At 63.8% G+C, this 23,734-nt stretch carries 26 protein-coding genes; 6 read left to right on the forward strand and 20 right to left on the reverse strand.

Going from position 1 to position 23,734, the window contains the following annotated elements; translation table 11 throughout:
- Positions 1-6: 6 nt before the first annotated feature.
- The gene (pnp, locus tag ACFJI2_RS17755; RefSeq protein ID WP_377701215.1) at positions 7-2,133 is read right to left on the reverse strand and encodes a polyribonucleotide nucleotidyltransferase; all 2,127 of its coding nucleotides are present in this window, start codon (positions 2,131-2,133) and stop codon (positions 7-9) included.
- Between the two features lie 221 nt (positions 2,134-2,354).
- Positions 2,355-2,624 carry a 30S ribosomal protein S15 gene (gene rpsO / locus ACFJI2_RS17760; RefSeq protein WP_093556317.1) on the reverse strand — a complete coding sequence of 90 codons (270 nt, stop codon included), beginning with the start codon at positions 2,622-2,624 and terminating at the stop codon, positions 2,355-2,357.
- 146 nt (positions 2,625-2,770) lie between these two features.
- Here rpsO and bamE point away from each other — a divergent pair, with 146 nt between their 5' ends.
- A complete protein-coding gene (gene bamE / locus ACFJI2_RS17765; RefSeq protein ID WP_377701216.1) occupies positions 2,771-3,265 on the forward strand; it encodes an outer membrane protein assembly factor BamE in 495 nt (164 codons plus the stop codon).
- 169 nt (positions 3,266-3,434) lie between these two features.
- On the opposite strand, the gene ACFJI2_RS17770 is transcribed toward bamE, so the two are convergent.
- From ACFJI2_RS17770 to ACFJI2_RS17780, 3 genes are all read right to left on the reverse strand, one after another.
- Entirely contained in the window at positions 3,435-4,982 is a 1,548-nt protein-coding gene (locus ACFJI2_RS17770; protein WP_377701217.1) for a 2-isopropylmalate synthase, read from the reverse strand.
- A gap of 44 nt (positions 4,983-5,026) precedes the next feature.
- Positions 5,027-5,905 carry a CDP-diacylglycerol--serine O-phosphatidyltransferase gene (gene pssA / locus ACFJI2_RS17775; RefSeq protein ID WP_377701218.1) on the reverse strand — a complete coding sequence of 293 codons (879 nt, stop codon included), beginning with the start codon at positions 5,903-5,905 and terminating at the stop codon, positions 5,027-5,029.
- Positions 5,906-5,990: 85 nt separating this feature from the next.
- Complete coding sequence (locus ACFJI2_RS17780; RefSeq protein WP_107870951.1) at positions 5,991-6,752, reverse strand: SIMPL domain-containing protein; 762 nt, start codon at positions 6,750-6,752, stop codon at positions 5,991-5,993.
- Positions 6,753-6,900: 148 nt separating this feature from the next.
- Here ACFJI2_RS17780 and ACFJI2_RS17785 point away from each other — a divergent pair, with 148 nt between their 5' ends.
- Positions 6,901-7,317: a YidB family protein gene (locus ACFJI2_RS17785; RefSeq protein WP_377701219.1), complete on the forward strand. Its 417-nt coding sequence runs from the start codon at positions 6,901-6,903 to the stop codon at positions 7,315-7,317.
- Here ACFJI2_RS17785 and ACFJI2_RS17790 read toward each other — a convergent pair.
- From ACFJI2_RS17790 to ACFJI2_RS17805, 4 genes are all read right to left on the reverse strand, one after another.
- Entirely contained in the window at positions 7,314-9,116 is a 1,803-nt protein-coding gene (locus ACFJI2_RS17790; RefSeq protein WP_377701221.1) for a putative bifunctional diguanylate cyclase/phosphodiesterase, read from the reverse strand. The two genes, ACFJI2_RS17785 and ACFJI2_RS17790, sit on opposite strands and share 4 nt — an antisense overlap.
- Before the next feature lie 349 nt (positions 9,117-9,465).
- Entirely contained in the window at positions 9,466-10,482 is a 1,017-nt protein-coding gene (ilvC, locus tag ACFJI2_RS17795; protein ID WP_056405196.1) for a ketol-acid reductoisomerase, read from the reverse strand.
- A gap of 49 nt (positions 10,483-10,531) precedes the next feature.
- A complete protein-coding gene (gene ilvN, locus ACFJI2_RS17800) occupies positions 10,532-11,023 on the reverse strand; it encodes an acetolactate synthase small subunit (protein ID WP_055935546.1) in 492 nt (163 codons plus the stop codon).
- Positions 11,023-12,750, reverse strand: a complete 1,728-nt coding sequence (locus ACFJI2_RS17805) for an acetolactate synthase 3 catalytic subunit (protein ID WP_377701222.1) — start codon at positions 12,748-12,750, stop codon at positions 11,023-11,025. Before ACFJI2_RS17805 ends, ilvN begins: the two co-directional genes overlap by 1 nt.
- A 481-nt stretch (positions 12,751-13,231) precedes the next feature.
- Between ACFJI2_RS17805 and ACFJI2_RS17810 the strand changes: the two genes are divergently transcribed.
- The 4 genes from ACFJI2_RS17810 (at position 13,232) to ACFJI2_RS17825 (ending at position 15,455) form a co-directional block, all read left to right on the forward strand.
- On the forward strand, positions 13,232-13,801 hold the full coding sequence (locus ACFJI2_RS17810; protein WP_107980529.1) for an RNA polymerase sigma factor: 570 nt from the start codon (positions 13,232-13,234) through the stop codon (positions 13,799-13,801).
- Complete coding sequence (locus tag ACFJI2_RS17815) at positions 13,798-14,199, forward strand: DUF3619 family protein (RefSeq protein ID WP_377701224.1); 402 nt, start codon at positions 13,798-13,800, stop codon at positions 14,197-14,199. Before ACFJI2_RS17810 ends, ACFJI2_RS17815 begins: the two co-directional genes overlap by 4 nt.
- 2 nt (positions 14,200-14,201) lie before the next feature.
- Complete coding sequence (locus ACFJI2_RS17820) at positions 14,202-14,762, forward strand: DUF3106 domain-containing protein (RefSeq protein ID WP_377701225.1); 561 nt, start codon at positions 14,202-14,204, stop codon at positions 14,760-14,762.
- 150 nt (positions 14,763-14,912) lie between these two features.
- Positions 14,913-15,455, forward strand: coding sequence for an RDD family protein (locus ACFJI2_RS17825; RefSeq protein WP_377701226.1), 543 nt, complete (start codon positions 14,913-14,915; stop codon positions 15,453-15,455).
- Positions 15,456-15,464: 9 nt separating this feature from the next.
- Here ACFJI2_RS17825 and ACFJI2_RS17830 read toward each other — a convergent pair whose 3' ends face one another.
- From ACFJI2_RS17830 to iscR, 11 genes are read right to left on the reverse strand one after another with little or no spacing between them, the layout of a single operon-like run.
- Positions 15,465-16,193 (reverse strand): rRNA pseudouridine synthase, encoded by a 729-nt coding sequence (locus ACFJI2_RS17830; RefSeq protein WP_377701227.1) that lies wholly within the window; start codon positions 16,191-16,193, stop codon positions 15,465-15,467.
- Positions 16,190-17,209 (reverse strand): low-specificity L-threonine aldolase, encoded by a 1,020-nt coding sequence (gene ltaE / locus ACFJI2_RS17835; RefSeq protein WP_377701228.1) that lies wholly within the window; start codon positions 17,207-17,209, stop codon positions 16,190-16,192. The genes ACFJI2_RS17830 and ltaE overlap by 4 nt, the downstream gene beginning before the upstream one ends.
- 18 nt (positions 17,210-17,227) lie before the next feature.
- Entirely contained in the window at positions 17,228-18,136 is a 909-nt protein-coding gene (locus ACFJI2_RS17840) for a class I SAM-dependent methyltransferase (protein WP_377701229.1), read from the reverse strand.
- Positions 18,123-18,317 carry a Fe-S cluster assembly protein IscX gene (gene iscX, locus ACFJI2_RS17845; RefSeq protein WP_377705860.1) on the reverse strand — a complete coding sequence of 65 codons (195 nt, stop codon included), beginning with the start codon at positions 18,315-18,317 and terminating at the stop codon, positions 18,123-18,125. The genes ACFJI2_RS17840 and iscX overlap by 14 nt, the downstream gene beginning before the upstream one ends.
- A gap of 10 nt (positions 18,318-18,327) precedes the next feature.
- Positions 18,328-18,669: an ISC system 2Fe-2S type ferredoxin gene (fdx, locus tag ACFJI2_RS17850; protein ID WP_056405212.1), complete on the reverse strand. Its 342-nt coding sequence runs from the start codon at positions 18,667-18,669 to the stop codon at positions 18,328-18,330.
- A 14-nt stretch (positions 18,670-18,683) separates the two neighbouring features.
- The gene (gene hscA / locus ACFJI2_RS17855) at positions 18,684-20,564 is read right to left on the reverse strand and encodes a Fe-S protein assembly chaperone HscA (protein ID WP_377701230.1); all 1,881 of its coding nucleotides are present in this window, start codon (positions 20,562-20,564) and stop codon (positions 18,684-18,686) included.
- Between the two features lie 14 nt (positions 20,565-20,578).
- On the reverse strand, positions 20,579-21,094 hold the full coding sequence (hscB, locus tag ACFJI2_RS17860) for a Fe-S protein assembly co-chaperone HscB (protein ID WP_107870977.1): 516 nt from the start codon (positions 21,092-21,094) through the stop codon (positions 20,579-20,581).
- Positions 21,095-21,120: 26 nt separating this feature from the next.
- A complete protein-coding gene (gene iscA, locus ACFJI2_RS17865; RefSeq protein WP_107870979.1) occupies positions 21,121-21,444 on the reverse strand; it encodes an iron-sulfur cluster assembly protein IscA in 324 nt (107 codons plus the stop codon).
- Between the two features lie 15 nt (positions 21,445-21,459).
- The gene (iscU, locus tag ACFJI2_RS17870) at positions 21,460-21,861 is read right to left on the reverse strand and encodes a Fe-S cluster assembly scaffold IscU (RefSeq protein ID WP_107870981.1); all 402 of its coding nucleotides are present in this window, start codon (positions 21,859-21,861) and stop codon (positions 21,460-21,462) included.
- Between the two features lie 24 nt (positions 21,862-21,885).
- Positions 21,886-23,151 carry an IscS subfamily cysteine desulfurase gene (locus ACFJI2_RS17875; RefSeq protein ID WP_107870983.1) on the reverse strand — a complete coding sequence of 422 codons (1,266 nt, stop codon included), beginning with the start codon at positions 23,149-23,151 and terminating at the stop codon, positions 21,886-21,888.
- 25 nt (positions 23,152-23,176) lie between these two features.
- The gene (iscR, locus tag ACFJI2_RS17880; RefSeq protein ID WP_056405225.1) at positions 23,177-23,650 is read right to left on the reverse strand and encodes a Fe-S cluster assembly transcriptional regulator IscR; all 474 of its coding nucleotides are present in this window, start codon (positions 23,648-23,650) and stop codon (positions 23,177-23,179) included.
- Positions 23,651-23,734 lie beyond the last annotated feature (84 nt).

Consider the following 23,734-nt stretch of genomic DNA (forward strand, 5'->3'; position numbering starts at 1 on the left):
CCTCGATTACTGCGCGGCGGCTGGCGCTGCGCCTTCTTCGGCGGCGGCTTTCATCGACAGCTTCAGGCGGCCGCGGTCGTCGGTTTCCAGAACCTTGACGCGCACTTGCTGGCCTTCTTTCAGGTAGTCGGCAACGGCGTTCACGCGCTCGTTGGCGATCTGCGAGATGTGCAGCAGGCCGTCCTTGCCTGGCATGACCTGGACGATGGCGCCGAAGTCCAGCAGCTTGAGCACGGTGCCGTCGTAGGTCTTGCCCACTTCGACCGACGCAGTCAGCTCTTCGATGCGGCGCTTGGCTTCCTGGCCGGCGGCAGCGTCAACGGAAGCGATGGTGACCACGCCTTCGTCGCTGATGTCGATCTGGGTGCCGGTTTCTTCGGTCAGCGCGCGGATCACGGCGCCGCCCTTGCCGATCACGTCACGGATCTTCTCTGGGTTGATCTTGATGGTGATCAGGCGCGGTGCGAAGTCCGACAGCTCGGTCTTCACGTGCGGCATGGCCTTCTGCATTTCGCCCAGGATGTGCTCGCGGCCTTCCTTGGCTTGCGCCAGCGCCACTTGCATGATTTCCTTGGTGATGCCCTGGATCTTGATGTCCATCTGCAGCGCGGTAATGCCATTGGCGGTACCGGCTACCTTGAAGTCCATGTCGCCCAGGTGGTCTTCGTCGCCCAGGATGTCGGACAGCACGGCGAAACGGCCGCCTTCCTTGATCAGGCCCATGGCGATACCGGCCACGTGCGCTTTCATCGGCACGCCGGCGTCCATCAGTGCCAGGCAGCCGCCGCAGACGGAAGCCATCGACGAGGAACCGTTCGATTCGGTGATCTCGGACACCAGGCGCACCGAGTAGCTGAACTCGTCAGCTGCCGGCAGCGCGGCGATCAGCGCGCGCTTGGCCAGGCGGCCGTGGCCCACTTCGCGGCGCTTCGGCGTACCGACGCGGCCGGTTTCGCCGGTGGCGAACGGAGGCATGTTGTAGTGCAGCATGAAGTCGTCGGTGTACTCGCCCATCAGCGCGTCGATCTTCTGCGAATCGCGGGCGGTGCCCAGCGTTGCGACGACCAGCGCCTGGGTTTCGCCGCGGGTGAACAGCGCCGAACCGTGGGTGCGCGGCAGCACCGAGGTGCGGATCGCGATCGGACGCACGGTGCGGGTATCGCGGCCGTCAATGCGTGGCTCGCCTTCCAGGATCTGCGAACGCACAACCTTGGCTTCCATGTCGAACAGGATGTTGCCCACTTCGACGCTGTCCGGCGCATCCACGCCGTTGGCCGCCGCGTCGGCAGCCAGGTCGGCCACCACTTCAGCGGACATGGCGCGCAGCTTGTCGGTACGGGCTTGCTTGTCCTTGGTCTGGTAGGCGGCGCGGATTTTCGCTTCAGCGAATTGCGCAACCTTGGCGATCAGCGCTTCGTTCTTCGGCGCAGGCGCCCACTCGACTTCCGGCTTGCCGCCGTCGCGCACCAGCTCGTGGATCGCGTCGATCACGGCTTTCATTTCGGTGTGGCCATAGACCACGGCGCCCAGCATGATTTCTTCGGACAGCTGCTGCGCTTCCGATTCCACCATCAGCACGGCGGTTTCGGTACCGGCCACAACCAGGTCCATCTGCGAGGTCTTCAGCTGGGTGGTGGTCGGGTTCAGGATGTACTGGCCATTGGCGTAACCCACGCGGGCCGCGCCAATCGGGCCGTTGAACGGTACGCCGGCTACGCACAGGGCAGCGGAGGCGCCGATCATCGAAGCGATGTCAGGATCGATTTCAGGGTTGACCGACAGCACGTGAATGATCACCTGCACTTCGTTCATGTAGCCTTCCGGGAACAGCGGACGGATAGGACGGTCGATCAGGCGGGAAGTCAGCGTTTCTTTTTCGGAAGGACGGCCTTCGCGCTTGAAGAAGCCACCCGGGATTTTACCGGCTGCGTAGGTCTTTTCGAGGTAGTCAACGGTCAGCGGGAAGAAGTCCTGGCCAGGCTTGGCATCTTTGCGTGCCACCACGGTTGCCAGCACGACGGTGTCTTCGATCGACACCATCACCGCGCCGGATGCCTGGCGAGCGATCTCGCCGGTTTCCAGGGTCACGGTGTGTTGGCCGTACTGGAAGGTTTTCGTAACTTTGTTAAACATGGGTAATCCCTTTCTATTTGCCGACAGATTTTCAGGAGCTGTCGTTCACCTCACCACAGACAGCGGCCGGGGCCGCCGCCTTTACTGCTTTTATTGCTGTTACTCATGTTGCAGGTACTGCCGGATTGCCCGAATATTGCCGTTTGTCCGGCTCAGAATGACAAAATGCCCGCGGCAGAGAACTGACGCAGGCATTTGGCTCGAGCCGGGACGTACAAAGATTACTTACGCAGGCCCAGTTTAGCGATCAGATCGCGGTAACGGGTTGCATCTTTGTTTTTCAGGTAAGCCAGCAGGGATTTACGACGGTTAACCATCATGATCAGGCCACGACGGCTGTGGTGATCTTTGCTGTGGGCTTTGAAGTGACCGTTCAGTTCGTTGATGCGTGCGGTCAGCAGCGCAACTTGAACTTCTGGGGAGCCGGTGTCGTTCTGGCCACGTGCGTTGTCCGCGATGATCGCGGCTTTGTTGATGTTTTCTACGGTCATGATATTACCTTTCACATGCGGTATGCGGAGTCTGAACCCTGCGCACCGTGATTACGATTAAAAATATACTGATCCAAAGACCAGACCCGCGAGTATAACGGAATTAGGCGGGCATGGCTACAATTACCCAAGCACAGGTGAGAACGATGAAAAAACTGATCATTGCAACAATATTGCCGCTGCTGCTGGCAGCATGCGCCGGCCTGGGCGGCCCGCCGCCGGCCTTCGGCGAGCGCATGGACGCGGTCAAAGCCAAGCTGGGCCAGCCCAACGCCGTCTACGTCGCCGGTGGCGACACGGTGCTCGAATACACCACCCAGCCCTTCGGCCAGTACGCGTACATGGCGCGCTTCGGGCCGGACGGCGGCTTGAAATCCTACGAGCAGGTGCTGACGGACGAAAAGTTCGCCACGCTGAAAGTGGGCATCGCCACGCGCGACGACGTGCTGCGCACCATAGGCCACCCGGCCGAAACGAGCTACCTGGCGCTGCGCGACCTGACGGTCTGGTCCTACCGCTACAAGCAGTCCGGCGTGTGGAACTCCATGATGCACGTACATTTCGACCAAGCCGGCATCGTGCGCGAAATGATGGCCGGCCCCGATCCCGCCTACGAAGAAAAGCCGCGCTTCTTCCGCTAACCCTACGGGGTCAGGTCCTAACCCTACGGGGTCACCTACAACCCTACGGGGTCAGGTCCGGCATCACGCCAAAAGCGCGCGGGGTCAGATCCGGCATCGCGCCAAATGGCGTGATGCCGGATCTGACCCCATTGTTACAGATGGCGCGATGCCGGACCTGACCCCAATATTATTCGGTTTGGGGGTTGACGCGCTCGATCTTGGAGTGGAGCTTGTTGAGGCCGGACAGGTAGGCCTTGGCCGAGGCGACCACGATGTCGGGGTCGGAGCCGACGCCGTTGACGATGCGCCCGGCGTTCGAGAGCCGCATCGTCACTTCGCCCTGCGACTGGGTGCCGGTGCTGATGGCGTTGATCGAGAACAGCACCAGCTCGGCGCCGCTCTTGGCCTGGCTTTCGATGGCGTTGACCATGGCGTCCACCGGCCCGTCGCCCTGCCCGTCGCAGCTGTATTCCTTGCCGTCCATGGAGAACACTACCTTCGCGGTCGGCGTCTCGCCGGTCTCGGAGCGCTGCGCCAGCGATACGTAGCGGTAGTATTCGTTTTCCTGGGCCACTTCCTCGTCGGCCACCAGCGCCATGATGTCTTCGTCGAAGATTTCGGATTTGCGGTCGGCCAGCTCCTTGAAGCGGCCAAAGGCGGCGTTCACTTCGGCTTCGGAATCCATCTCGATGCCCAGTTCCTGCAGCCGCTGCTTGAAGGCGTTGCGGCCGGACAGCTTGCCCAGCACGATCTTGTTGGCGGTCCAGCCCACGTCTTCGGCGCGCATGATTTCGTAGGTTTCGCGCGCCTTCAGGATGCCGTCCTGGTGGATGCCGGAGGCGTGCGCGAAGGCGTTGGCGCCCACCACGGCCTTGTTGGGCTGCACCGCGAAGCCGGTGATCTGCGACACCATCTTGGAGGCAGCCACGATCTGCGTGGTGTCGATGCCCACCGTCAGGTTGTAATAGGCTTGCCGCGTGCGCAGCGCCATCACGACTTCTTCCAGCGCGGTGTTGCCGGCCCGCTCGCCCAGGCCGTTGATGGTGCATTCGATCTGGCGCGCGCCGCCTATCATCACGCCGGCCAGCGAGTTGGCTACCGCCAGCCCGAGGTCGTTGTGGCAGTGCACGGACCACACGGCCTTGTCCGAATTGGGGATGCGCTCGCGCAGCCGCTTGATGGTGGCGCCGAACATTTCCGGCACGGCGTAGCCCACCGTGTCCGGGAAGTTGATGGTGGTGGCGCCCTCGGCGATCACGCCTTCCAGCACGCGGCACAGGAAGTCTTCTTCCGAGCGGCTGCCATCCTCGGGGCTGAATTCAATGTCGTCGGTGTGGTTGCGGGCGTAGCGCACGGCCAGTTTGGCCTGCTCGAGCACCTGTTCGGGCTCCATGCGCAGCTTCATCTGCATGTGCAGCGGCGAGGTGGCGATGAAGGTGTGGATGCGCTTGCGCTCGGCCGGCGCCAGCGCCTCGGCGGCGCGGGCGATGTCGCGGTCGTTGGCGCGCGACAGCGAGCACACGGTGGATTCGCGCACGTGCGAGGCGATGGCCTTGATGGATTCGAAGTCGCCCTGCGAAGCGGCGGCGAAGCCGGCCTCAATGACGTCCACCTTCAGCCGTTCCAGCTGCTTGGCGATGCGCAGCTTCTCTTCGCGCGTCATGGAGGCGCCCGGCGATTGTTCGCCGTCGCGCAGGGTGGTGTCGAAAATGATGAGGCGGTTGCTAAGGCTCATAACGATATCTCCTTATGGCTGGGGTGGAACCGCCTCCGGGCTAGCTAGCGGCGTTCGCTCTCGTCGACCGGTTCTTCGTCGGTCTGGATGATGCTCACCGGCTTGCCCTTGGCCAGGCGCCAGAAGAACACCAGGTAGCCGGACAGGCCGTACACGATGAATAGCGGGAACAGCACTTTCGGCGGGTCGATCGATACCAGCGCGAAGAACAGTGCGATCAGGAACACGGCGATGAAGGGCACGGACTTGCGGAAGTTGACGTCCTTGAAGCTGTAGAACGGCACGTTGGTGACCATGGTCAGGCCGGCGAACAGGGCGATGGCGAACGAGGTCCAGGCCAGCTGCAGGCCGGGCACTTCCAGGTCCACCATCAGCAGCACGAAGCCGCCCACGATGGCGGCGGCGGCCGGGCTGGGCAAGCCCTGGAAGAAGCGCTTGTCCACCACTTCGATATTGGTGTTGAAGCGCGCCAGGCGCAGCGCGGCGCCGGCGCAGTAGACGAAGGCGGCGATCCAGCCCAGCTTGCCCATGCCGCGCAGCGACCATTCATAGATCACCAGCGCCGGGGCGGCGCCGAAGGACACCATGTCCGACAGGGAGTCGTACTGGGCGCCGAACTCGCTTTGGGTATTGGTCAGGCGGGCGATGCGGCCGTCCAGGCCATCCAGCACCATGGCGATGAAGATGGCCCAGGCGGCGTGCTCGAAACGCTGGTTCATGGCCATGACGATGGCGTAGAAACCGCAGAACAGCGCTCCCGTCGTGAAGGCGTTGGGCAGCAGGTAGATGCCGCGCGAACGCGGGCGGGCAACGCCGCCTTCGCTTTCGCCACGGGCCTTGCGCGCGAACCGGGCTAGACGCGAGTTCTTGGGCTTGGCCTGTGCTACGCCGGTTTTAGGTCTGCGACGGGGGAAATTTGCCATTGGGTTCCATTTCTAGTGCTGCGGTGATATCAATGTTCGGCCCTATTATATAAGGGACACCGCAGCAAAAGAAATGAAGTGTCGCTTACTTGAATTTCACTTTGCCCACCACGCGCATTTCCAGCGTGGTCTCGCCCGGCTCGAAACTCGGCTCGGACACTTCGGCGCTGTCCATCGCTTTGCCGCGCATCATCATCATGGGCGCAGGCGCGGCCATGGCTTCGCGGGCGTAGGCGCCGGAGCCTTCGAAGTCCACCGTGTCCAGCGTGGCGTCGCTCACCTTGCGGCCCATGGCGTTGGCGATGGCGGCGATGCGCTCGTTCAGGTTCTGGTACGTCGCGGCGATGCGCTGCTCGTCCAGCTTCCTGGTGGCGGCCGGCGACAGGCCGAAGTTCAGGTTGTTCAGGGTCAGCACCTTCTGGGCGGCGGCCACGGTTTTCGGCAGCTTGTCCAGGTTGGTGGTGGTCACTTGCAGGTACTGGCCCACGCGCCAGGCGGTCGGCACGCGCGGCTTGGGTGCGGCGCCGGGGGCGATGGGACGGTCTTCCGGGTACACCGGGTAGGTGTAGTAGCCCTGGGTTTTCAGGCTGGCTTGCGGGTCTTCCTTCTTCACGATGTCCAGGCCCTGCTTCATTTTCTGGTTCACGCGCGAGGCGGCGGCGGCCTTGTCCTTGTCCTGCTCTTCGATGGCCAGCGTGGCGACGGCCTGGTCGTTATTGGCGCGCACTTCGCCCTGGGCCGGAACGATGACCAGGGTGCCGCTGGTCGGGGTCTGCTGGGCTTGCGCCTGGGCGGCGGCGCCCAGGATCAGCATGGCGGCGGCGAGGATGGTCTTCTTGGCGGTCATTTTGTTGCTCCTTGGTTAAATCGTGAAGCAACTTTAACCGAAATTGACGATGCTCCCAGCACAACTAAGTGAGCGTTTGTAACAGGGCCGACTTTTTTCTTCGTGATAATATAAACAACGCGATTGCGCGGCCAACCGGGAGAACGACATGGGACTACTCGATCAACTCGCAGGACAAGTGCTCGGCTCATTGGGCGCGCAAAAACAGGACGCGGTGCCGCAGGGCGACCTGGTCAGCAGCGTCATCGGCCTGATCGACCAGGCCGGCGGACTGCAGGGCCTGTTGCAGAAGCTGCAGGCCAGCGGCTTGGGCGACCAGGTGGCGTCGTGGGTGGGCACGGGCGAGAACCAGGCCGTGTCCGGCAACCAGATCAGCGATGCGCTGGGCAGCGATCAGCTGGCGCAGATCGCCCAGCAGGCCGGCCTGGCGCCGGAGCATGCCAGCACCGGCCTGGCCCAGCTGCTGCCGCAAATCATCGACCAGCTGACGCCGCACGGCGCCGTGCCGCAGGACGACATGGTGGCGCAAGGCATCAGCCTGCTGAAGGGCAAGCTGTTCGGCTAAACGAACGCGCGCAGCATGCGGCGCTGGCTGGCGGACGTGGCGCCGCCGGCGCCGCACCAGGCCTGGAAGCTGGCCGCCTCCAGCGGCCGCGCGAACAGATAGCCTTGCGCTTCGTCGCAGCCGGCCAGCTTCAGGAAGGTGTGCACTTCGCCGCACTCCACGCCCTCGGCGACCACGCGGTGGCCCAGGTCGCGCGTCAGCGAGATCATGGTGCTCACCAGTGACTGCTTGCGCTTGTCGCCCTCCAGTCCGATGATGAAGGACTGGTCGATCTTGACCACGTCGGCCGGCATGCTCTGCAAATAGGACAGGCTGCTGTAGCCGGTGCCGAAATCGTCGATAGCAAGGCGCACACCGATCTCGGCGATGGCTTCCAGCGTGGCGTGTGCGCGCTCGGGATGCGCCATGATGGCGCTTTCGGTGATCTCCAGCTCCAGGCAGGAAGCCGGCAGATCGTACATGTGCAAGCCGTGCTCCACCCGCGCCACAAAGTCCGGCTCCAGCAGGTTGGCGGGCGACACGTTGACCGACAGCTGCAGATCCAGTCCGGCGTGGCGCCACAGCCGCTGCTGGCGCAGCGCCGCATTCAGCACCCAGGCCGTGGCCGCTTGCGCCAGGCCCGAGCGCTCGATCACCGGGATGAATTCGCCCGGCGACAGGGTGCCCAGCTCCGGGTGGGTCCAGCGCAGCAACGCCTCGGCGCCCACGCAGGCGCCGCTTTCCAGGTCCACGCGCGGCTGGAACACCAGGCGCAGCTGGCCACCGCTTTCCAGCGCACCGCCAAATTCGTTGAGCAGCAGGAAGCGGCGCTGGCAGGCCGCGTCCTCGCTGCGCGAATAGACGGCGATGCGGTCGGGCTGGACGATGGCGTCGTGCGCCGCGCTTTGCGCCGTGCGCAGCACGTCCAGGCAACTGGCGCCGCCCAGCACGAACGGCGCCACGCCCACCGACGGCGTGGCAATGTGGCGGGAGCTGGCGAGGCCGGCCGCGCGGCGCAGCTTCTCGCGCAGCTTGGGCAGGTATTCCTCGACCGTGAGGCAGGCGGGCGCGAACAGCGCAAACTGCGCGTCGCCCACGTGGTAGATGCGGCGGCCCGGCTCCATCTGGGCGCGCATCCAGTTGGCCGCTTCCATCACCAGTTCGTCCAGGTAGGACGAACTTTTCACGCGCGCCGCGCTGTCCAGCTGCTCGGGGGTGGCCAGGTTGACCACCACGGCCAGGCGCAATTCGTCCGGCGGGCTGTCGCGCTGCATGTCCTCGAAATCCTCGATGAACTGGTTGCGGTTGGGCAGGCCGCTGAGCGCGTCGACACGGCCCACCGCGTGCCGCAGTTCGATGTGCGCCATCACCATGGCGGCCAGGTCGCACAGGTAGGCGATTTCTTCCTGCGTGGTGGCGCGCGGCGCCAGGCCCAGCACGCAGATGGCGCCCAGGCAGTGGCCGTCGGCGGTGATCAGCGGCGCGCCGGCGTAGTAGCGCACGCCGCTGGCGGCCAGGACGCTGTCGCGGTAGCAGTGGTCTTCCAGCAGGTCGGCGATCACCAGCACGCCCGAGGTCTCGCTCACTTCGGCGCACGGCGCTTTCATGCGCGGGATGGATTCGTGCTCCACGCCCACGCGCGACTTGAACCACTGGCGGTCCACGTCGGTCAGCGACACGGCCGCGATGGGCAGGCCGAACACGCGCGCGGCCATGCGCGTGATGCGGTCCAGGGCTTCGCTCGGCGGGGTGTCGAGCAGTTTCAGTTTGTACAGGGCGTCGAGGCGGCTGGCCTCGTTATTCGAATTGGAAAAGGGCATGGCTGGTCCGGTCAGTGTCGATACGGCGCACGCGGCAAGGCTGCGGGCGGGGAATCAATATGAGCAATGCGGGACTGGGCACTGGCGCGTGCCGGGGCGGCACGGAAATCAACAAGCGTGAGCGGGAGTGAGGCTCGGAGGAACGATGACTTACTTGACAGTAGCATAGCACAATCCGCCCGGAAGCCAGGACGAATTGTGCAGGACAGCGGTGAACTTGTTGTACCGGCCAGCTGCGCCGCCAGGCCGGCGCGCACTGCAGCGCGCGGCGCTGACGTCAAGCATAAAAAAAAGCCCGCCGGCTTGCGCGGGCGGGCTGGAAGCGCGCGGGCTCGCGCCCGCGTTGGCTTTAGTTTTTCGACTGGTCCACCAGCTTGTTTTTCGCAATCCAAGGCATCATCGCGCGCAGCTTGGCGCCCACTTCTTCGATCGGGTGCTCGGCGGTCAGGCGGCGGCGGGAAATCAGGGTCGGTGCGCCGGCCTTGTTTTCCAGGATGAAGCTCTTGGCGTATTCGCCGGTCTGGATGTCCTTCAGGCACTGGCGCATCGCTTCCTTGGTGGCCGAGGTCACCACTTTCGGGCCGGTCACGTACTCGCCGTATTCGGCGTTGTTCGAGATCGAGTAGTTCATGTTGGCGATGCCGCCTTCGTAGATCAGGTCGACGATCAGCTTCAGCTCGTGCAGGCACTCGAAGTAAGCCATTTCCGGCGCGTAGCCCGCTTCGGTCAGGGTTTCGAAGCCGGCCTTGATCAGCTCGACCGCGCCGCCGCACAGGACAGCCTGCTCACCGAACAGGTCGGTCTCGGTCTCTTCGCGGAAGTTGGTTTCGATGATGCCGGCCTTGCCGCCGCCGTTGGCCGAAGCGTAGGACAGGGCGATGTCGCGCGCGTTGCCGGACTTGTCCTGGTACACGGCGATCAGGTGCGGCACGCCGCCACCCTGGCGGTAGGTGCCGCGCACGGTGTGGCCCGGGGCCTTGGGCGCAACCATGATCACGTCCAGGTCGGCGCGCGGCACGACTTGGCCGTAGTGCACGTTGAAGCCGTGCGCGAAGGCCAGCACGGCGCCCTGCTTGGCGTGCGGCGCCACGTTTTCGTTGTAAACCTGCGCGATGTTTTCGTCCGGCAGCAGAATCATGATGACGTCGGCCGCTTTGACGGCGTCGTTTACTTCAGCAACCTTGATGCCGGCCGCTTCCACTTTCTGCCAGGAGGCGCCGCCCTTGCGCAGGCCGACGGTGACGTTCACGCCGGAGTCGGTCAGGTTTTGCGCGTGGGCATGGCCCTGCGAGCCGTAGCCGATGATGGCTACGTTTTTGCCCTTGATCAGGGAGATGTCGGCGTCTTTGTCGTAGAAAACTTTCATGGTCATTCCTTGGTGAGATATTCGGTAAATATTCGGTAATACTAAAAATTTAAACTTTGAGGATGCGTTCGCCGCGTCCGATGCCCGAGCCGCCGGTACGGACGGTTTCCAGGATCGAGGTGCGGTCGATGGCATCGATGAAGGCGTCCAGCTTGCTCTTGGCGCCCGTCAGCTCAATGGTGTAGGTCTTTTCGGTGACGTCGATGATGCGGCCACGGAAAATATCGGCGGTGCGCTTCATTTCCTCGCGCTCCTTGCCCACCGCCCTCACCTTGATCAGCATCAGCTCGCGCTCGATGTGCTGGCCTTCGGTCAGGTCGACCACCTTGACCACTTCAATCAGGCGATTGAGGTGCTTGGTGATCTGCTCGATGATGTCGTCCGAGCCGGTGGTGACGATGGTCATGCGCGACAGGGTCGCGTCCTCGGTCGGCGCCACGGTCAGGGTTTCGATGTTGTAGCCGCGGGCCGAGAACAGGCCCACCACGCGGGACAGCGCGCCGGCTTCGTTTTCCAGCAGTACAGAAATAATATGTCGCATTACAGATCCTCCGAACCCAGCAGCATTTCGGAGAGGCCTTTGCCTGCCTTCACCATCGGCCACACATTTTCGCTCTGGTCGGTAATGAAATTCATGAAGACCAGCTTGTCCTTCATCCGGAAGGCATCCTTGAGCGCGTTCTCGACGTCGCCCGGCTTTTCAATGCGCATGCCGACGTGGCCATAGGCCTCGGCCAGCTTCTCGAAGTCCGGCAGCGAATCCATATAGGACTCGGAGTAGCGCGAACCGTAGTCGATCTGCTGCCACTGGCGCACCATGCCCAGGAAGCGGTTGTTCAACAGGATGATCTTCGGCGTCAGGTGGTACTGCTTGCAGGTCGCCAGTTCCTGGATGTTCATCTGGATCGAGCCCTCGCCGGTGATGCAGGCGACGGTGGCGTCCGGATTGGCCATCTGCACGCCCATGGCGTACGGCAGGCCCACACCCATGGTGCCCAGGCCGCCGGAATTGATCCAGCGGCGCGGCTTGTCGAACTTGTAGTACTGCGCAGCCCACATCTGGTGCTGGCCGACGTCGGAGGTGACGTAGGCGTCGCCGCCGGTGACTTGCCACAGCTTCTCGACCACGTCCTGCGGCTTGATGACCAGGTCCGAGCTGCTGTACTTCAGGCAGTCCTTGCCGCGCCATTCATTGATCTGCTTCCACCAGTTGCTCACGGCGGGCAGGTTCGGCTTCTGGTCGGTGGCGTCCAGCTGGGCCAGGAATTCGACCAGCACGTCCTTGACGTTGCCGACGATGGGAATATCGACCTTGACGCGCTTGGAGATCGACGAGGGGTCGATGTCCACGTGGATGATCTTGCGCGGGTTGGTGGCGAAGTGCTTCGGGTTGCCGATCACGCGGTCGTCGAAGCGGGCGCCGATGGCGATCAGCACGTCGCAGTTCTGCATCGCCATGTTCGCTTCGTAGGTGCCGTGCATGCCGGGCATGCCGATGAATTTCTCATCGGTGGCGCGGTAGGCGCCCAGGCCCATCAGCGTGTTGGTGACCGGGAAGCCCAGCTTGTCGACCAGCTTGTTCAGCTCCGGTGCGGCATTGGCCAGGATCACGCCGCCGCCGGTGTAGATCATCGGGCGTTCGGCTTGCAGCAGCAGTTGCACGGCCTTGCGGATCTGGCCGGAGTGGCCCTTGTCCACCGGCTTGTACGAGCGCATTTCGATCTCCTTGGGATAGGAGAACGGCGCCTTGTGCATGCTGATGTCTTTCGGGATATCGACCAGCACGGGACCGGGACGGCCGGTGCGGGCGATAAAGAATGCTTTCTTGACGGTTTCCGCCAGGTCTTTCACATCCTTGACCAGGAAGTTGTGCTTGACCACGGGGCGGGTGATGCCCACGGTGTCGCATTCCTGGAAGGCGTCCTGGCCGATGGCGTGGCTGGGCACCTGGCCCGAGATCACGACCATGGGAATGGAATCCATGTAGGCGGTGGACAGGCCGGTGACGGCATTGGTCACACCTGGGCCGGAAGTTACCAGCGCCACGCCGACTTTTTGCGAGCAACGCGAATACGCGTCGGCGGCATGGATAGCGGCCTGCTCGTGACGGACGAGAACGTGCTGGAATTTGTCCTGCTTGAAGATGGCGTCGTAGATGTAGAGCACTGCGCCGCCTGGGTAGCCAAAGACGTGTTCTACGCCTTCCTCAGCTAAACAGCGAACGAGTATCTCTGCGCCCGTGATGGGTGCATTTGCTTCGGTGTTCATGAAACATTCCTTTCAAGGTCCATAGGAGATTGATCGGATGCTCTTTCCTGGCGAAGCTATGCAATGCGGGGCAGTTCTCCTGGCGTCCCTTCTTTCTGCGGTCACGGCACTTCTTCCCGTACCCATAGATACGGTGCAAAGTGGCGCTAAACGCAACTCGTTTGGCCGGAGTGTCTGCCGCGGTTGTGCATACCTCTCGCGCTTGTGGCGCGGGTTAGAGCAAACTGCTGACAAATGAAAGCGGGCGATGTCGGTGACAGCGTTGTGTGCTGCCGGACAAAACCAAGGGCTTCGTGGTGTGCGAAGCGATCTATACGTTACTGCGCCGCACCAAATTGGTCAAGTAAAATTGTGAGTAACATTCAATTTGGATGCCAAACTGGTGCATTTCCCTGTTTGCAAATATCAAAAACAAGCGGAAAGGCCCGTTTTTTGCTAGGATGCAGCCTGTTCATCTCCCCCGCAGTACGCTCCCCGACGCATGGCAACAGACAAAGAACTATCGGATTTTCTCGAAAACGTCGAGCGGCGCGCCTTTAAACAAGCCGTCTACGCGGTCCGCAAGGATGAGAGCGCCCTGGACATCGTGCAGGATGCGATGATCAAGCTGGCCGAAAAATACGGCGACAAGCCGGCCGCCGAGCTGCCGATGCTGTTCCAGCGCATCCTGCAAACCACCATCCTCGACTATTTCCGGCGCGAAAAGGTGCGCAACACCTGGGTCAGCCTGTTTTCCGGCATGAGTTCGTCGGCCGACGAGCACGAGGACTTCGACATCCTGGAGTCCTACGAGGCCGAACAGGGCACCGAGGCGGCCGAGTCGAGCGCCGACAAGGTCGAGCGCATGCAGGTGCTGAGCGCCATCGATGATGAAGTGCAAAAACTGCCCGCGCGTCAACGGGAAGCCTTCCTTATGCGTTACTTACATGATCTGGACGTGGCCGAGACGGCCGAAGCGATGGGATGTTCCGAAGGGAGCGTGAAAACACATTGCTCACGAGCAACTCACACTCTCGCGGAAGCGCTCAAAGCCAAGGGAATTAAATTATGAATACCGACGATCTGAACTTTGCCTATCGGGTGCGCCACGCACTCAACGAGAAGCTGGACGACCTGCCGGCTTCGACCACCGACCGCCTGGCCGCCGCCCGCAAGGCCGCGCTGGCGCGCAAGAAGGCGCACGTGCCGGTGCGCGTGACCCAGTCCGAGCTGGCTACGGCCGGCGCCGGCGGCTTCCTCAGCAGCCCGTTCAGCTGGCTGGGCCGCATGCGCGTGGCCGTGCCGATGCTGATCCTGGTGGCCGGCATGGTGGGCGTGTACCAGTACGAAGAACAGCAGCGCATCGCCGAACTGGCCGAGCTGGACGCGGCCGTGCTGTCGGACGAACTGCCGCTGTCGGCCTACCTGGACCATGGCTTCAACGCTTATCTTGAGAATCGCGAGCAATAAGGATGGCGCGTAAGATTGTTTCCGCCCTCCTGCTAGGCTGGACTGCGCTGGCCGCTGCGCAAGGCGGCGCGCCTGCCGCAGCCCCTGCCGCCGCCCCCGGCAAGCATGCCGTCGCGCCCATCGCGCTGCAAAAACCGCTATGGAAAGACCTCACGCCCGCGCAGCAGCGCGCGCTCGAGCCGCTGTCGGGCGAGTGGAACAAGCTGGAAGGCCTGCGCAAGCAGAAATGGCTGGAAATCGCCAACCGCTTCGCCTCCATGAAGCCGGACGAGCAGCAGCGCGTACACGAGCGCATGCGCGACTGGCTGCGCCTGACCCCGGAACAGCGCCGCCAGGTGCGCGAGAATTTCGCCCGCTCGCAGAAGATCACCCGGGCCAGAAATCGGCCCAGTGGGAGCAGTACCAGCAACTGCCGGAAGAGAAGAAGAAACAGCTGGCCGACAAGGCGCCCAAGAAACAGGTCGCCAATCCGCCGACGCCGACGCAAAGCAAGGCGCCGGTGGTGGCGCCGGTCAAGTCCCGTCCTCCCGGCACGGCAGCGATACCGGGCGCGCCCGGCGTGACTCCGGCCGCCGCCCCCGGCGCGGCCGTACCGGCAGCGGGTGCGCCCGCAGCCGTTCCCGGCGCATCGAACGTTGCGCCCGGCGCTGTGCCCGCCGCCGCGCCGGCCTCTCCGCCCGGCAGCACCCCGTCCAGCCAGCCCGCGCCTGCCAATGTCAAATAACGCCACGGCCGCCGTGGCCGACCAGCCGGTACCGACGGTCAAGCGCCGCCTGATCTCCATGGTGTACGAACTGCTGCTGGCGTTCGCGGTGCTGTTCCTGCCCTTCCTGATTTTTGAAATCGTCTCCGGCGCGTCGCACACGCCGGTGGCCGAGCACATGCGCCAGATGCTGGCCTTCCTGGTGCTGGGCGCCTACTTCATCCACCAATGGGTGCGCGAGGGCCAGACACTGGCCATGCGCACCTGGCGCATCAAGGTGGTGATGCCGGGCCACGCCCACGTGCCGCCGAAAATCGCCGCGCTGCGCTACCTGCTGAGCTGGGGCTGGGTGCTGCCCGCGCTGGTGGTGGACTACGCCTTCGGCCTGACCCGCTGGCAGGCGCTGAACGCCATCGGCGTCGGCATCCTGGCATGGGCGCTGACGGCCTTCCTCGGCAAGGACCGCCAGTTCCTGCACGACCGCCTGGCCGGCACCCGCCTGGTCCAGCTGCCCAAGCCCGAGAAAAAGACCGCCACGGTACAAGCGGGCTAACCGCGCCTGTCAGAAACGTTCGAAGCCCTGCAGGTAGCGCCATTCGCCGACCGGCAGGCTGGACATGGCGATGCGGCCGATGCGGATGCGCTTCATGGCCACCACCTTCAGGCCCACCAGTTTGCACATGTGCTGGATCTGGCCCGGCTTGGGCGACTTCAGCGCGAAGCGCAGGCGCTTTTCGTTTTGCCAGCTGACCTTGATCGGCGGCAGCGGCTTGCCGTTGTAAGGCAGACCGTGGTTCAGCAGGGTCAGGCCGTTGTCGGCCATGCTGCCCTCCACTTCCACGATGATTTCCTGCTCCAGGCCTTCGCCCAGCTTGCGCGTGATGCGGAAGTCCTGCGTCAGCACCACCAGGCCGCTGGCCATGGTGTCCAGCGGCGACTCCAGCGACAGGTTCGCCAGGTGGCGCTTGAGGAAGCGCTCGCCGCGCGCGGCCTCGGTGCGCGTGGCCTCGCTCAGCAGGCCGAATACCGGAGGGCCGTCCTTGTCGATGCCGGCACTGATGCCGGCCGGCTTGTTCAGCAGGATGGTGACGGGTGCGATCTCCAGCAGCGTGGCGTCCTTGGCCAGCTCCACGGTCTGTTCCGGCGCCACGCGCGCGCCGGGTTCTTCAACCAGTTCGCCGTCCACGCGGACGAAAGCGCCTTCGATATACAGCTCGGCCTCGCGGCGCGAGCATGGGAGCATGTCCGCCACGCGCTTGGCGAGGCGGACGGTGTTGTCTTGTTCTGTCATAGCTTGCTGAAATAGGCCGCGAAAACGGCGGCCGTGCGTTCGAGGCCGGCGCGCGGCGCATCGAGATGGGTGACGAGGCGCAGGCGCGGCGCCATGGAGACGCGGATCTGCTCCGCCGCCAGGGCAGCGTTCAGGCCAGCCGTGTGCTGCGGCGGCACGTCCACGTAGAAGATGTTGGTTTGCGGCGTGCTGACTTTCAGGCCGGGGATGTTCGCCAGTTCGGCGGCCAGGAAGGCGGCGTTGGCGTGGTCGTCCGCCAGGCGCTCGACGTTGTGACGCAGCGCGTACAGGCCCGCAGCGGCGATCACGCCGGCCTGGCGCATGCCGCCGCCCAGCATCTTGCGCCAGCGCTTGCCCTGCTCGACCAGTGCGCGCGAGCCGCACAGCACCGAGCCGACCGGCGCACCCAGGCCTTTGGAAAGGCAGACGGACACGCTGTCGAAACCCTGCACCGCGTCGCGCAGGCTGATGCCCTGCTGCACGGCGGCGTTGCAGATGCGGGCGCCGTCCAGGTGGGTGGCCAGGCCGCGCTGGTGCGCGTAGGCGGTGGCCCGCGCGACGTAGTCCGCCGGCAGCACGCGGCCGCCGATGGTGTTTTCCAGCGCCAGCAGGCGCGAACGGGCGAAGTGCACGTCGTCCGGCTTGATGTTGGCTTCGATGTCGGCGATGGCGATGCTGCCGTCGGCCTGGTTGGGCAAGGGCTGCGGCTGGATGCTGCCGAGGACCGCCGCGCCGCCGCCTTCGTAGCGGTAGGTGTGCGCTTCCTGGCCGACGATGTATTCGTCGCCGCGCCCGCAATGGGCCAGCAGTGCGATCAGATTGGACTGGGTGCCGGACGGCGCGTACAGGGCCGCCTCGAAGCCGAACAGCTCGGCGGCGGTGTCCTGCAGCAGGTTGACGGTGGGGTCGTCGCCGTAGACGTCGTCGCCGGTATCGGCGGCGCGCATCGCGTCCAGCATGGCGGGGCTGGGGCGGGTTACGGTGTCACTGCGCAGGTCTATCCACTGCTCACTCATGTTCCCGCCCTTTTCCGTTTATTCAGCTTTGGCTAACTGCTCCGCAAAGAAGCGATTGCCCATTTCTTCCAGTCCCAGCGCCTCCATCACCTCCTGCAAGCGCTCCGTCGGACGGCGGCGCGGCAGGTTTTTGTAGCTGGCGATGATGAGCTCATTCTTCATCGAGTGCTCCCAGCCCACCAGCTCCGTCACGTTGACGTGGTAGCCATGCGCCTCCAGCTGCAAACAGCGCAGCACATTGGTGACCTGGCTGCCGAATTCGCGCGTGTGGATCGGATGGCGCCAGATCTCGGTCAGCGGGCTTTTCAGCTGCCTGGCCTTGTTCTTCTTCAGCACCGAGGCCACTTCGGCCTGGCAGCACGGCACCAGCACCATGAACTTGGCCTTCTTCTTCAGCGCGAAGGCGATGGCGTCGTCGGTGGCGGTGTTGCAGGCGTGGAGCGCGGTGACGATGTCGATCTGCTCGGGCAGCTCTTTCGACTCGGTCGACTCGGCCACGGACAGCGGCAGGAAGGACATGCCCTTGAAGCCGAACTTGGCCGCCAGTTCCTGCGAGCGCGCCACCAGCTCGGCGCGCGTTTCGATGCCGTAGATGTGCGAGCCGTCGTCAAGGTGCTTGAAGAACAGGTCGTAGACGATGAAGCCGAGGTAGGACTTGCCGGCGCCGTGGTCAACCAGCGACACGCCGGGACGCAGTTTCCCCTCCTGGGCCTGCACTTCCTTCAGCAGCGGCTCGATGAACTGGTACAGGTGGTAGACCTGCTTGAGCTTGCGCCGGCTGTCCTGGTTCAGCTTGCCGTCCCGCGTGAGGATGTGCAGTTCCTGCAGCAGCGCGACGGACTGGCCTTCGCGGATCTCGGGCAGGTTGGCCGCCGCCGTGACGGTGTCGCCCAGCGGTGCCGTCTTGGCGGTCTTAGGCTGCTTCATCGATCCACGCCTGCTGGATCGCTTCCAACACCTTTTCGCCGCCACGGGTGTGGTCGTCGTCGAAACCTTCCAGGTCCACCACCCAGTTGTGCAGGTCGGTGAAGCGGATGGTGATCGGGTCGATCTCGGGGTATTTGTCGTACAGCGCTTCGGCGATGGCCGTGATGTCACTCCATTTCATCATGCGCTCCTCAGTGTCCGCCTTCGCTGGCGTGGTTGATGGTGTATTTCGGGATCTCGACCACCAGGTCTTCGTCCGCCACCACCGCCTGGCACGACAGGCGCGACACCGCTTCCAGGCCCCAGGCCTTGTCCAGCAGGTCTTCTTCGGTTTCGCTGGCTTCGCTCAGCGAGTTGAAGCCCTCGCGCACCAGCACGTGGCAAGTGGTGCAGGCGCAGCTCTTCTCGCAGGCGTGTTCGATGTGGATGTCATTTTCCAGCATGACGTCGCACAGGGTTTTGCCGGCGGGAGCTTCGACGACGGCGCCTTCAGGGCACAGCTTGGCGTGGGGGAGGAATACGATTTGAGGCATTGCGATCCTTAACTTTAAACTACCTGGTCCAGCGACTTGCCGGCCAGTGCGCTGCGCACGCTGCGGTCCATGCGGCGCGATGCGAATTCTTCGGTGCCGCGCGCCAGGGCTTCCACGGCCAGCTTGACGGCCTGGTGGTCCACCGTGCCCGCCACGGACTGCTCCAGCACAGCGCGGGTCTGCGCCATCAGCGCATCCACGTCGGCGCGCTCGGCGTCGTCCAGCAGCGCGGCGTCTTCATCCAGCGCGGACTGCGTGGCCAGCAGGATGCGCTCGGCTTCCACCTGTTCTTCACGCAGCGCGCGGGCCTTCATGTCCACATCGGCGGACTTGTAGGAATCCTGCAGCATGCGCGCCACGTCGTCGTCGCCCAGGCCGTAGGAGGGCTTGACCGAGATCGACGCTTCCACGCCGGAGCGCAGCTCGCGCGCCGACACGGACAGCAGGCCGTCCGCATCGACCTGGTAGGTGATGCGGATGCGCGCCGCGCCGGCCGCCATCGGCGGAATGCCGCGCAGCTCGAAGCGCGCCAGCGAACGGCAGTCCGTCACCAGCTCGCGCTCGCCCTGCAGCACGTGCACGGCCAGGGCGGTCTGGCCGTCCTTGAAGGTGGTGAACTCCTGCGCGCGGGCGCAGGGAATGGTGGAGTTGCGCGGGATGATCTTCTCGACCAGGCCGCCCATGGTCTCGATGCCCAGCGACAGCGGGATCACGTCCAGCAGCAGCCAGTCGTCGCCCGGCGCGCGGTTGCCGGCCAGCAGATTGGCCTGGATGGCGGCGCCCAGCGCCACCACCTTGTCCGGGTCGATGTTCGCGTGCGGGATGGTGTGGAAGTACTCGCTCACGGCGCGCTGCACGTGCGGCATGCGGGTTGCGCCGCCCACCATCACCACGCCGTCCACGTCGTCCGCGTCCACATTGGCGTCGCGCAGCGCTTTCTTGATGGCGTTCATGGTCTTGCCGACCAGGTGCTTGGTGATCTCGGCGAAGGTCTCGGCGGTCACTTTCAGGTGCACTTCCTCGCCCGAGCCGAGGATGGCGTCCACCGTCACTTCGGACTTGGTGGACAGCAGTTCCTTCGCTTCGCGCGCCTTCACCATCAGCACGGCGGTGTCCTCGTCGGACAGCGGGGCCAGCTTTTCCTGCTCGTGTATCCAGCAGAACAGGCGGTGGTCGAAGTCGTCGCCGCCCAGCGCGGAGTCGCCGCCGGTGGACAGCACTTCGAACACGCCCTTGGACAGCTTCAGGATAGAAATGTCGAAGGTGCCGCCGCCCAGATCGTACACGGCGAAGATGCCTTCGGAGCCGTTGTCCAGGCCATAGGCGATGGCAGCGGCGGTTGGCTCGCTCAGCAGGCGCAGCACGTTCAGGCCGGCCAGCTGGGCCGCGTCCTTGGTGGCCTGGCGCTGCGCGTCGTCGAAATAGGCTGGCACGGTGATCACGGCCCCTACCAGATCGTCGCCCAGCGAGTCTTCGGCGCGCTGGCGCAGCGTGGCCAGGATTTGCGCCGAAGTCTCCACCGGCGACTTCACGCCGGCCACGGTACGCAGCTGCACCATGCCGGGCTCATCGACGAAGTCGTACGGCAGGTTCTCGGCGTAGGCGATGTCCTTCAGGCCGCGGCCCATGAAGCGCTTGACGGACACGATGGTGTTCTTCGGGTCGGTGGTCTGCGCGGCCTGGGCCTTGTAGCCGATGTTGGCGTGGCCGTTCGGCAGGTAGCGCACCACGGACGGCAGCAGCGGGCGGCCGTCTTCGTCGTTCAGCACTTCGGGAATGCTGTTGCGCACGGTGGCCACCAGTGAATTGGTGGTGCCCAGGTCGATACCCACCGCCAGCCGGTGCTGGTGCGGCGCGGTCGACATGCCGGGTTCGGAAATCTGCAGTAGTGCCATGTTGTATTTGCTTCTTACGCTTCGAGCGCATCAAAGGCGAAGCGGACTTCTTCGCCGAATTTTTCGAGGAACATCAGCGCGCGCACGCCTTGCGCGGCGGCGTGGAAATCGCCTGCCGTGATGTGGGCTTCGATGGCCTGCAGCTGCTGCTTGCGCGCGGCGCGCAGCTGGCTGTCGAGCTTTTCCAGCAGTTCCAGGTCCTTGCCGCTGCGCGCGTCGTCGAGCTCTTCGCGCCATTCCATCTGCTGCATGAGGAAGGCCGCCGGCATGGCCGTGTTCGACTCGGTCTGCAGGTCCACGCCATTGAGCTCGCACAGGTATTGCGCGCGCTTCTGCGGGTTCTTCAGGGTCTGGTAGGCTTCGTTGGCCCGCGTGGCCCATTGCATGGCGACGCGCTTTTCGGCGTCGGTGGCATTGATGAAACGGTCGGGGTGGACGCGGCTCTGGACGTCGCGGTAGGCGCTGTCAAGCGCCCCCGTATCGACGGCGAACTGCTGCGGCAGGTGGAAGAGTTCGAAGTGGTTTTGCACGGCGCATTACTAAGAAAACTGCGGGTTTAGATACGGAAGCTTTCGCCGCAGCCGCAAGCGTCTTTTTCGTTCGGGTTATTGAACTTGAAGCCCTCGTTCAGGCCTTCGCGCGCGAAGTCCAGCTCGGTGCCGTCGATGTACGGCAGGCTTTTCGGATCGACGAACACCTTCACGCCGTGCGACTCGAACACGCTGTCCTCGTCCGACACTTCGTCCACGTATTCCAGCTTGTAGGCCAGACCGGAGCAGCCCGTGGTGCGCACGCCGAAGCGCAGGCCGATGCCTTTGCCGCGGCGTTCGATGTAACGGTTGATGTGCTTGGCCGCTTTTTCGGTCAGGGTAATTGCCATGCTGTCCTCCGGCGCTTAGGCCGCTGCTGCCGCTGGTGCCGAGTGTTTTGCCTTGTAGTCTTCCACTGCCGCCTTGATGGCGTCTTCGGCCAGGATGGAGCAGTGGATCTTCACCGGCGGCAGGGCCAGTTCTTCGGCGATGGCGGTGTTCTTGATGGCCAGCGCCTCGTCCAGGGTCTTGCCCTTGACCCATTCGGTCACCAGCGACGACGAGGCAATCGCCGAGCCGCAGCCGTAGGTCTTGAATTTCGCATCTTCGATCAGGCCATCGGCGCCGACCTTGATCTGCAGCTTCATTACGTCGCCGCAGGCAGGCGCGCCGACCATGCCGGTGCCGACCGATTCGTCGCCCTTTTCAAAGGCGCCGACGTTGCGTGGATTTTCGTAGTGGTCCAACACTTTTTCCGAGTATGCCATTTTGATGCTCCTGTAATCTTTAAATTAGTGCGCTGCCCATTGGATCGAATTGATGTCGATCCCTTCCTTGAACATGTCCCACAGCGGCGACAGTTCGCGCAGCTTGCCGACCTTGGACTTCATCAGTTCCACCGCAAAGTCGATGTCCTTCTCGGTGGTGAAACGGCCGATGGTAAAGCGGATCGAGCTGTGCGCCAGTTCGTCGCTGCGGCCCAGGGCGCGCAGCACGTAGGACGGCTCCAGCGATGCCGAGGTGCAGGCCGAACCGGACGACACGGCCAGGTCCTTCACGGCCATGATCAGCGATTCGCCCTCCACGTAGTTGAAACTCACGTTCAGGTTGTGCGGCACGCGGTGTTCCATGTCGCCGTTGATGTAAGTTTCTTCAATTTCCTGCAGGCCGGCGGCCAGGCGGTCGCGCAGCGCCTTGATGCGGGCGATTTCGCTGTCCATTTCCACTTTGGCCAGGCGGAACGCTTCGCCCATGCCGACGATCTGGTGGGTAGGCAGGGTGCCGGAGCGCAGGCCGCGCTCGTGGCCGCCGCCGTGCATTTGCGCTTCGATGCGCACGCGCGGCTTGCGGCAGACGTACAGCGCGCCGATGCCTTTCGGGCCGTAGGTCTTGTGGGCGGTGAAGGTCATCAGGTCGACCTTGGTCTTTTGCAGGTCGATCGCCACCTTGCCGGTCGCTTGCGCGGCGTCGCAGTGGAAGATGATGCCTTTCGAGCGGCACAGCGCGCCGATCTCGTCGATAGGCTGGATCACGCCGATTTCGTTATTGACCAGCATGACCGAGACCAGGATGGTGTCCGGGCGAATCGCCGCTTCCAGCTGGGCGATGGTGATCAGGCCGTTGTCCTGCGGCTCCAGATAGGTGGCCTCGAAGCCCACGCGTTCCAGTTCGCGCACCGTGTCCAGCACAGCCTTGTGCTCGGTCTTGACGGTGATGATGTGCTTGCCCTTGGTCTTGTAGAACTGCGCCGCGCCCTTGATGGCCAGGTTGTTCGACTCGGTGGCGCCGGAAGTCCAGATGATTTCGCGCGGGTCGGCATTGACCAGCGCCGCCACGTGGCCGCGCGCCTCTTCCACCGCTTTTTCAGCGGTCCAGCCGTACATATGGCTGCGGGAGGCGGGGTTGCCGAACTGCTCGCGCAGGTAAGGGATCATCATGTCGGCCACGCGCGGGTCGATCGGCGTGGTGGCCGAGTAATCCATGTAGATCGGGAAGTGCGGCGCGGTCTTGAATTCAACCGGTGCTACCTGGGCGACGTTTTTTTCTGGGGCGTTCATCTAATTACTCCAATCTGCGTATCTATTAACCAACTGCAGCGTTGCGGTGCATTACCACCACGGCCTGCTCGGCATGTTTTTGTCTCTGTTGATCGACCAGATCCTGCAGCGATACGGAGTCCAGGTAATCGACCATTTTTTCATTCAGCGTGGCCCACAGTTCGTGGGTCATGCACCGCGCGCCGGTGGCGGCGTCCGCCCCGTGGCAGTTTTCCTTGCCGCCGCACTGGGTGGCGTCCAGCGGTTCGTCGACGGCGATGATGATGTCGGCCACCGTCACTTTGTCGGCGCGGCGGGCCAGGCTGTAGCCGCCGCCGGGGCCGCGGATCGATTCAACGATCTCGTGGCGGCGCAGCTTGCCGAACAGCTGCTCCAGATAAGACAGCGAAATCGCCTGGCGCTGCGAGATGCCGGACAGCGTGACCGGGCCTTTGCCTTGGCGCAAAGCCAGATCGATCATCGCAGTCACTGCAAAACGGCCTTTGGTGGTCAGACGCATCACAACCTCGGTTCGGTTAAAATATCGTTCCTTTCAACCAATCAAAACGCGGATTAGTTGAACGATTTAGTCAAGTATACCAAA

The organism is Pseudoduganella sp. UC29_71 (assembly GCF_042693265.1).
Taxonomy (GTDB): domain Bacteria; phylum Pseudomonadota; class Gammaproteobacteria; order Burkholderiales; family Burkholderiaceae_D; genus Rugamonas.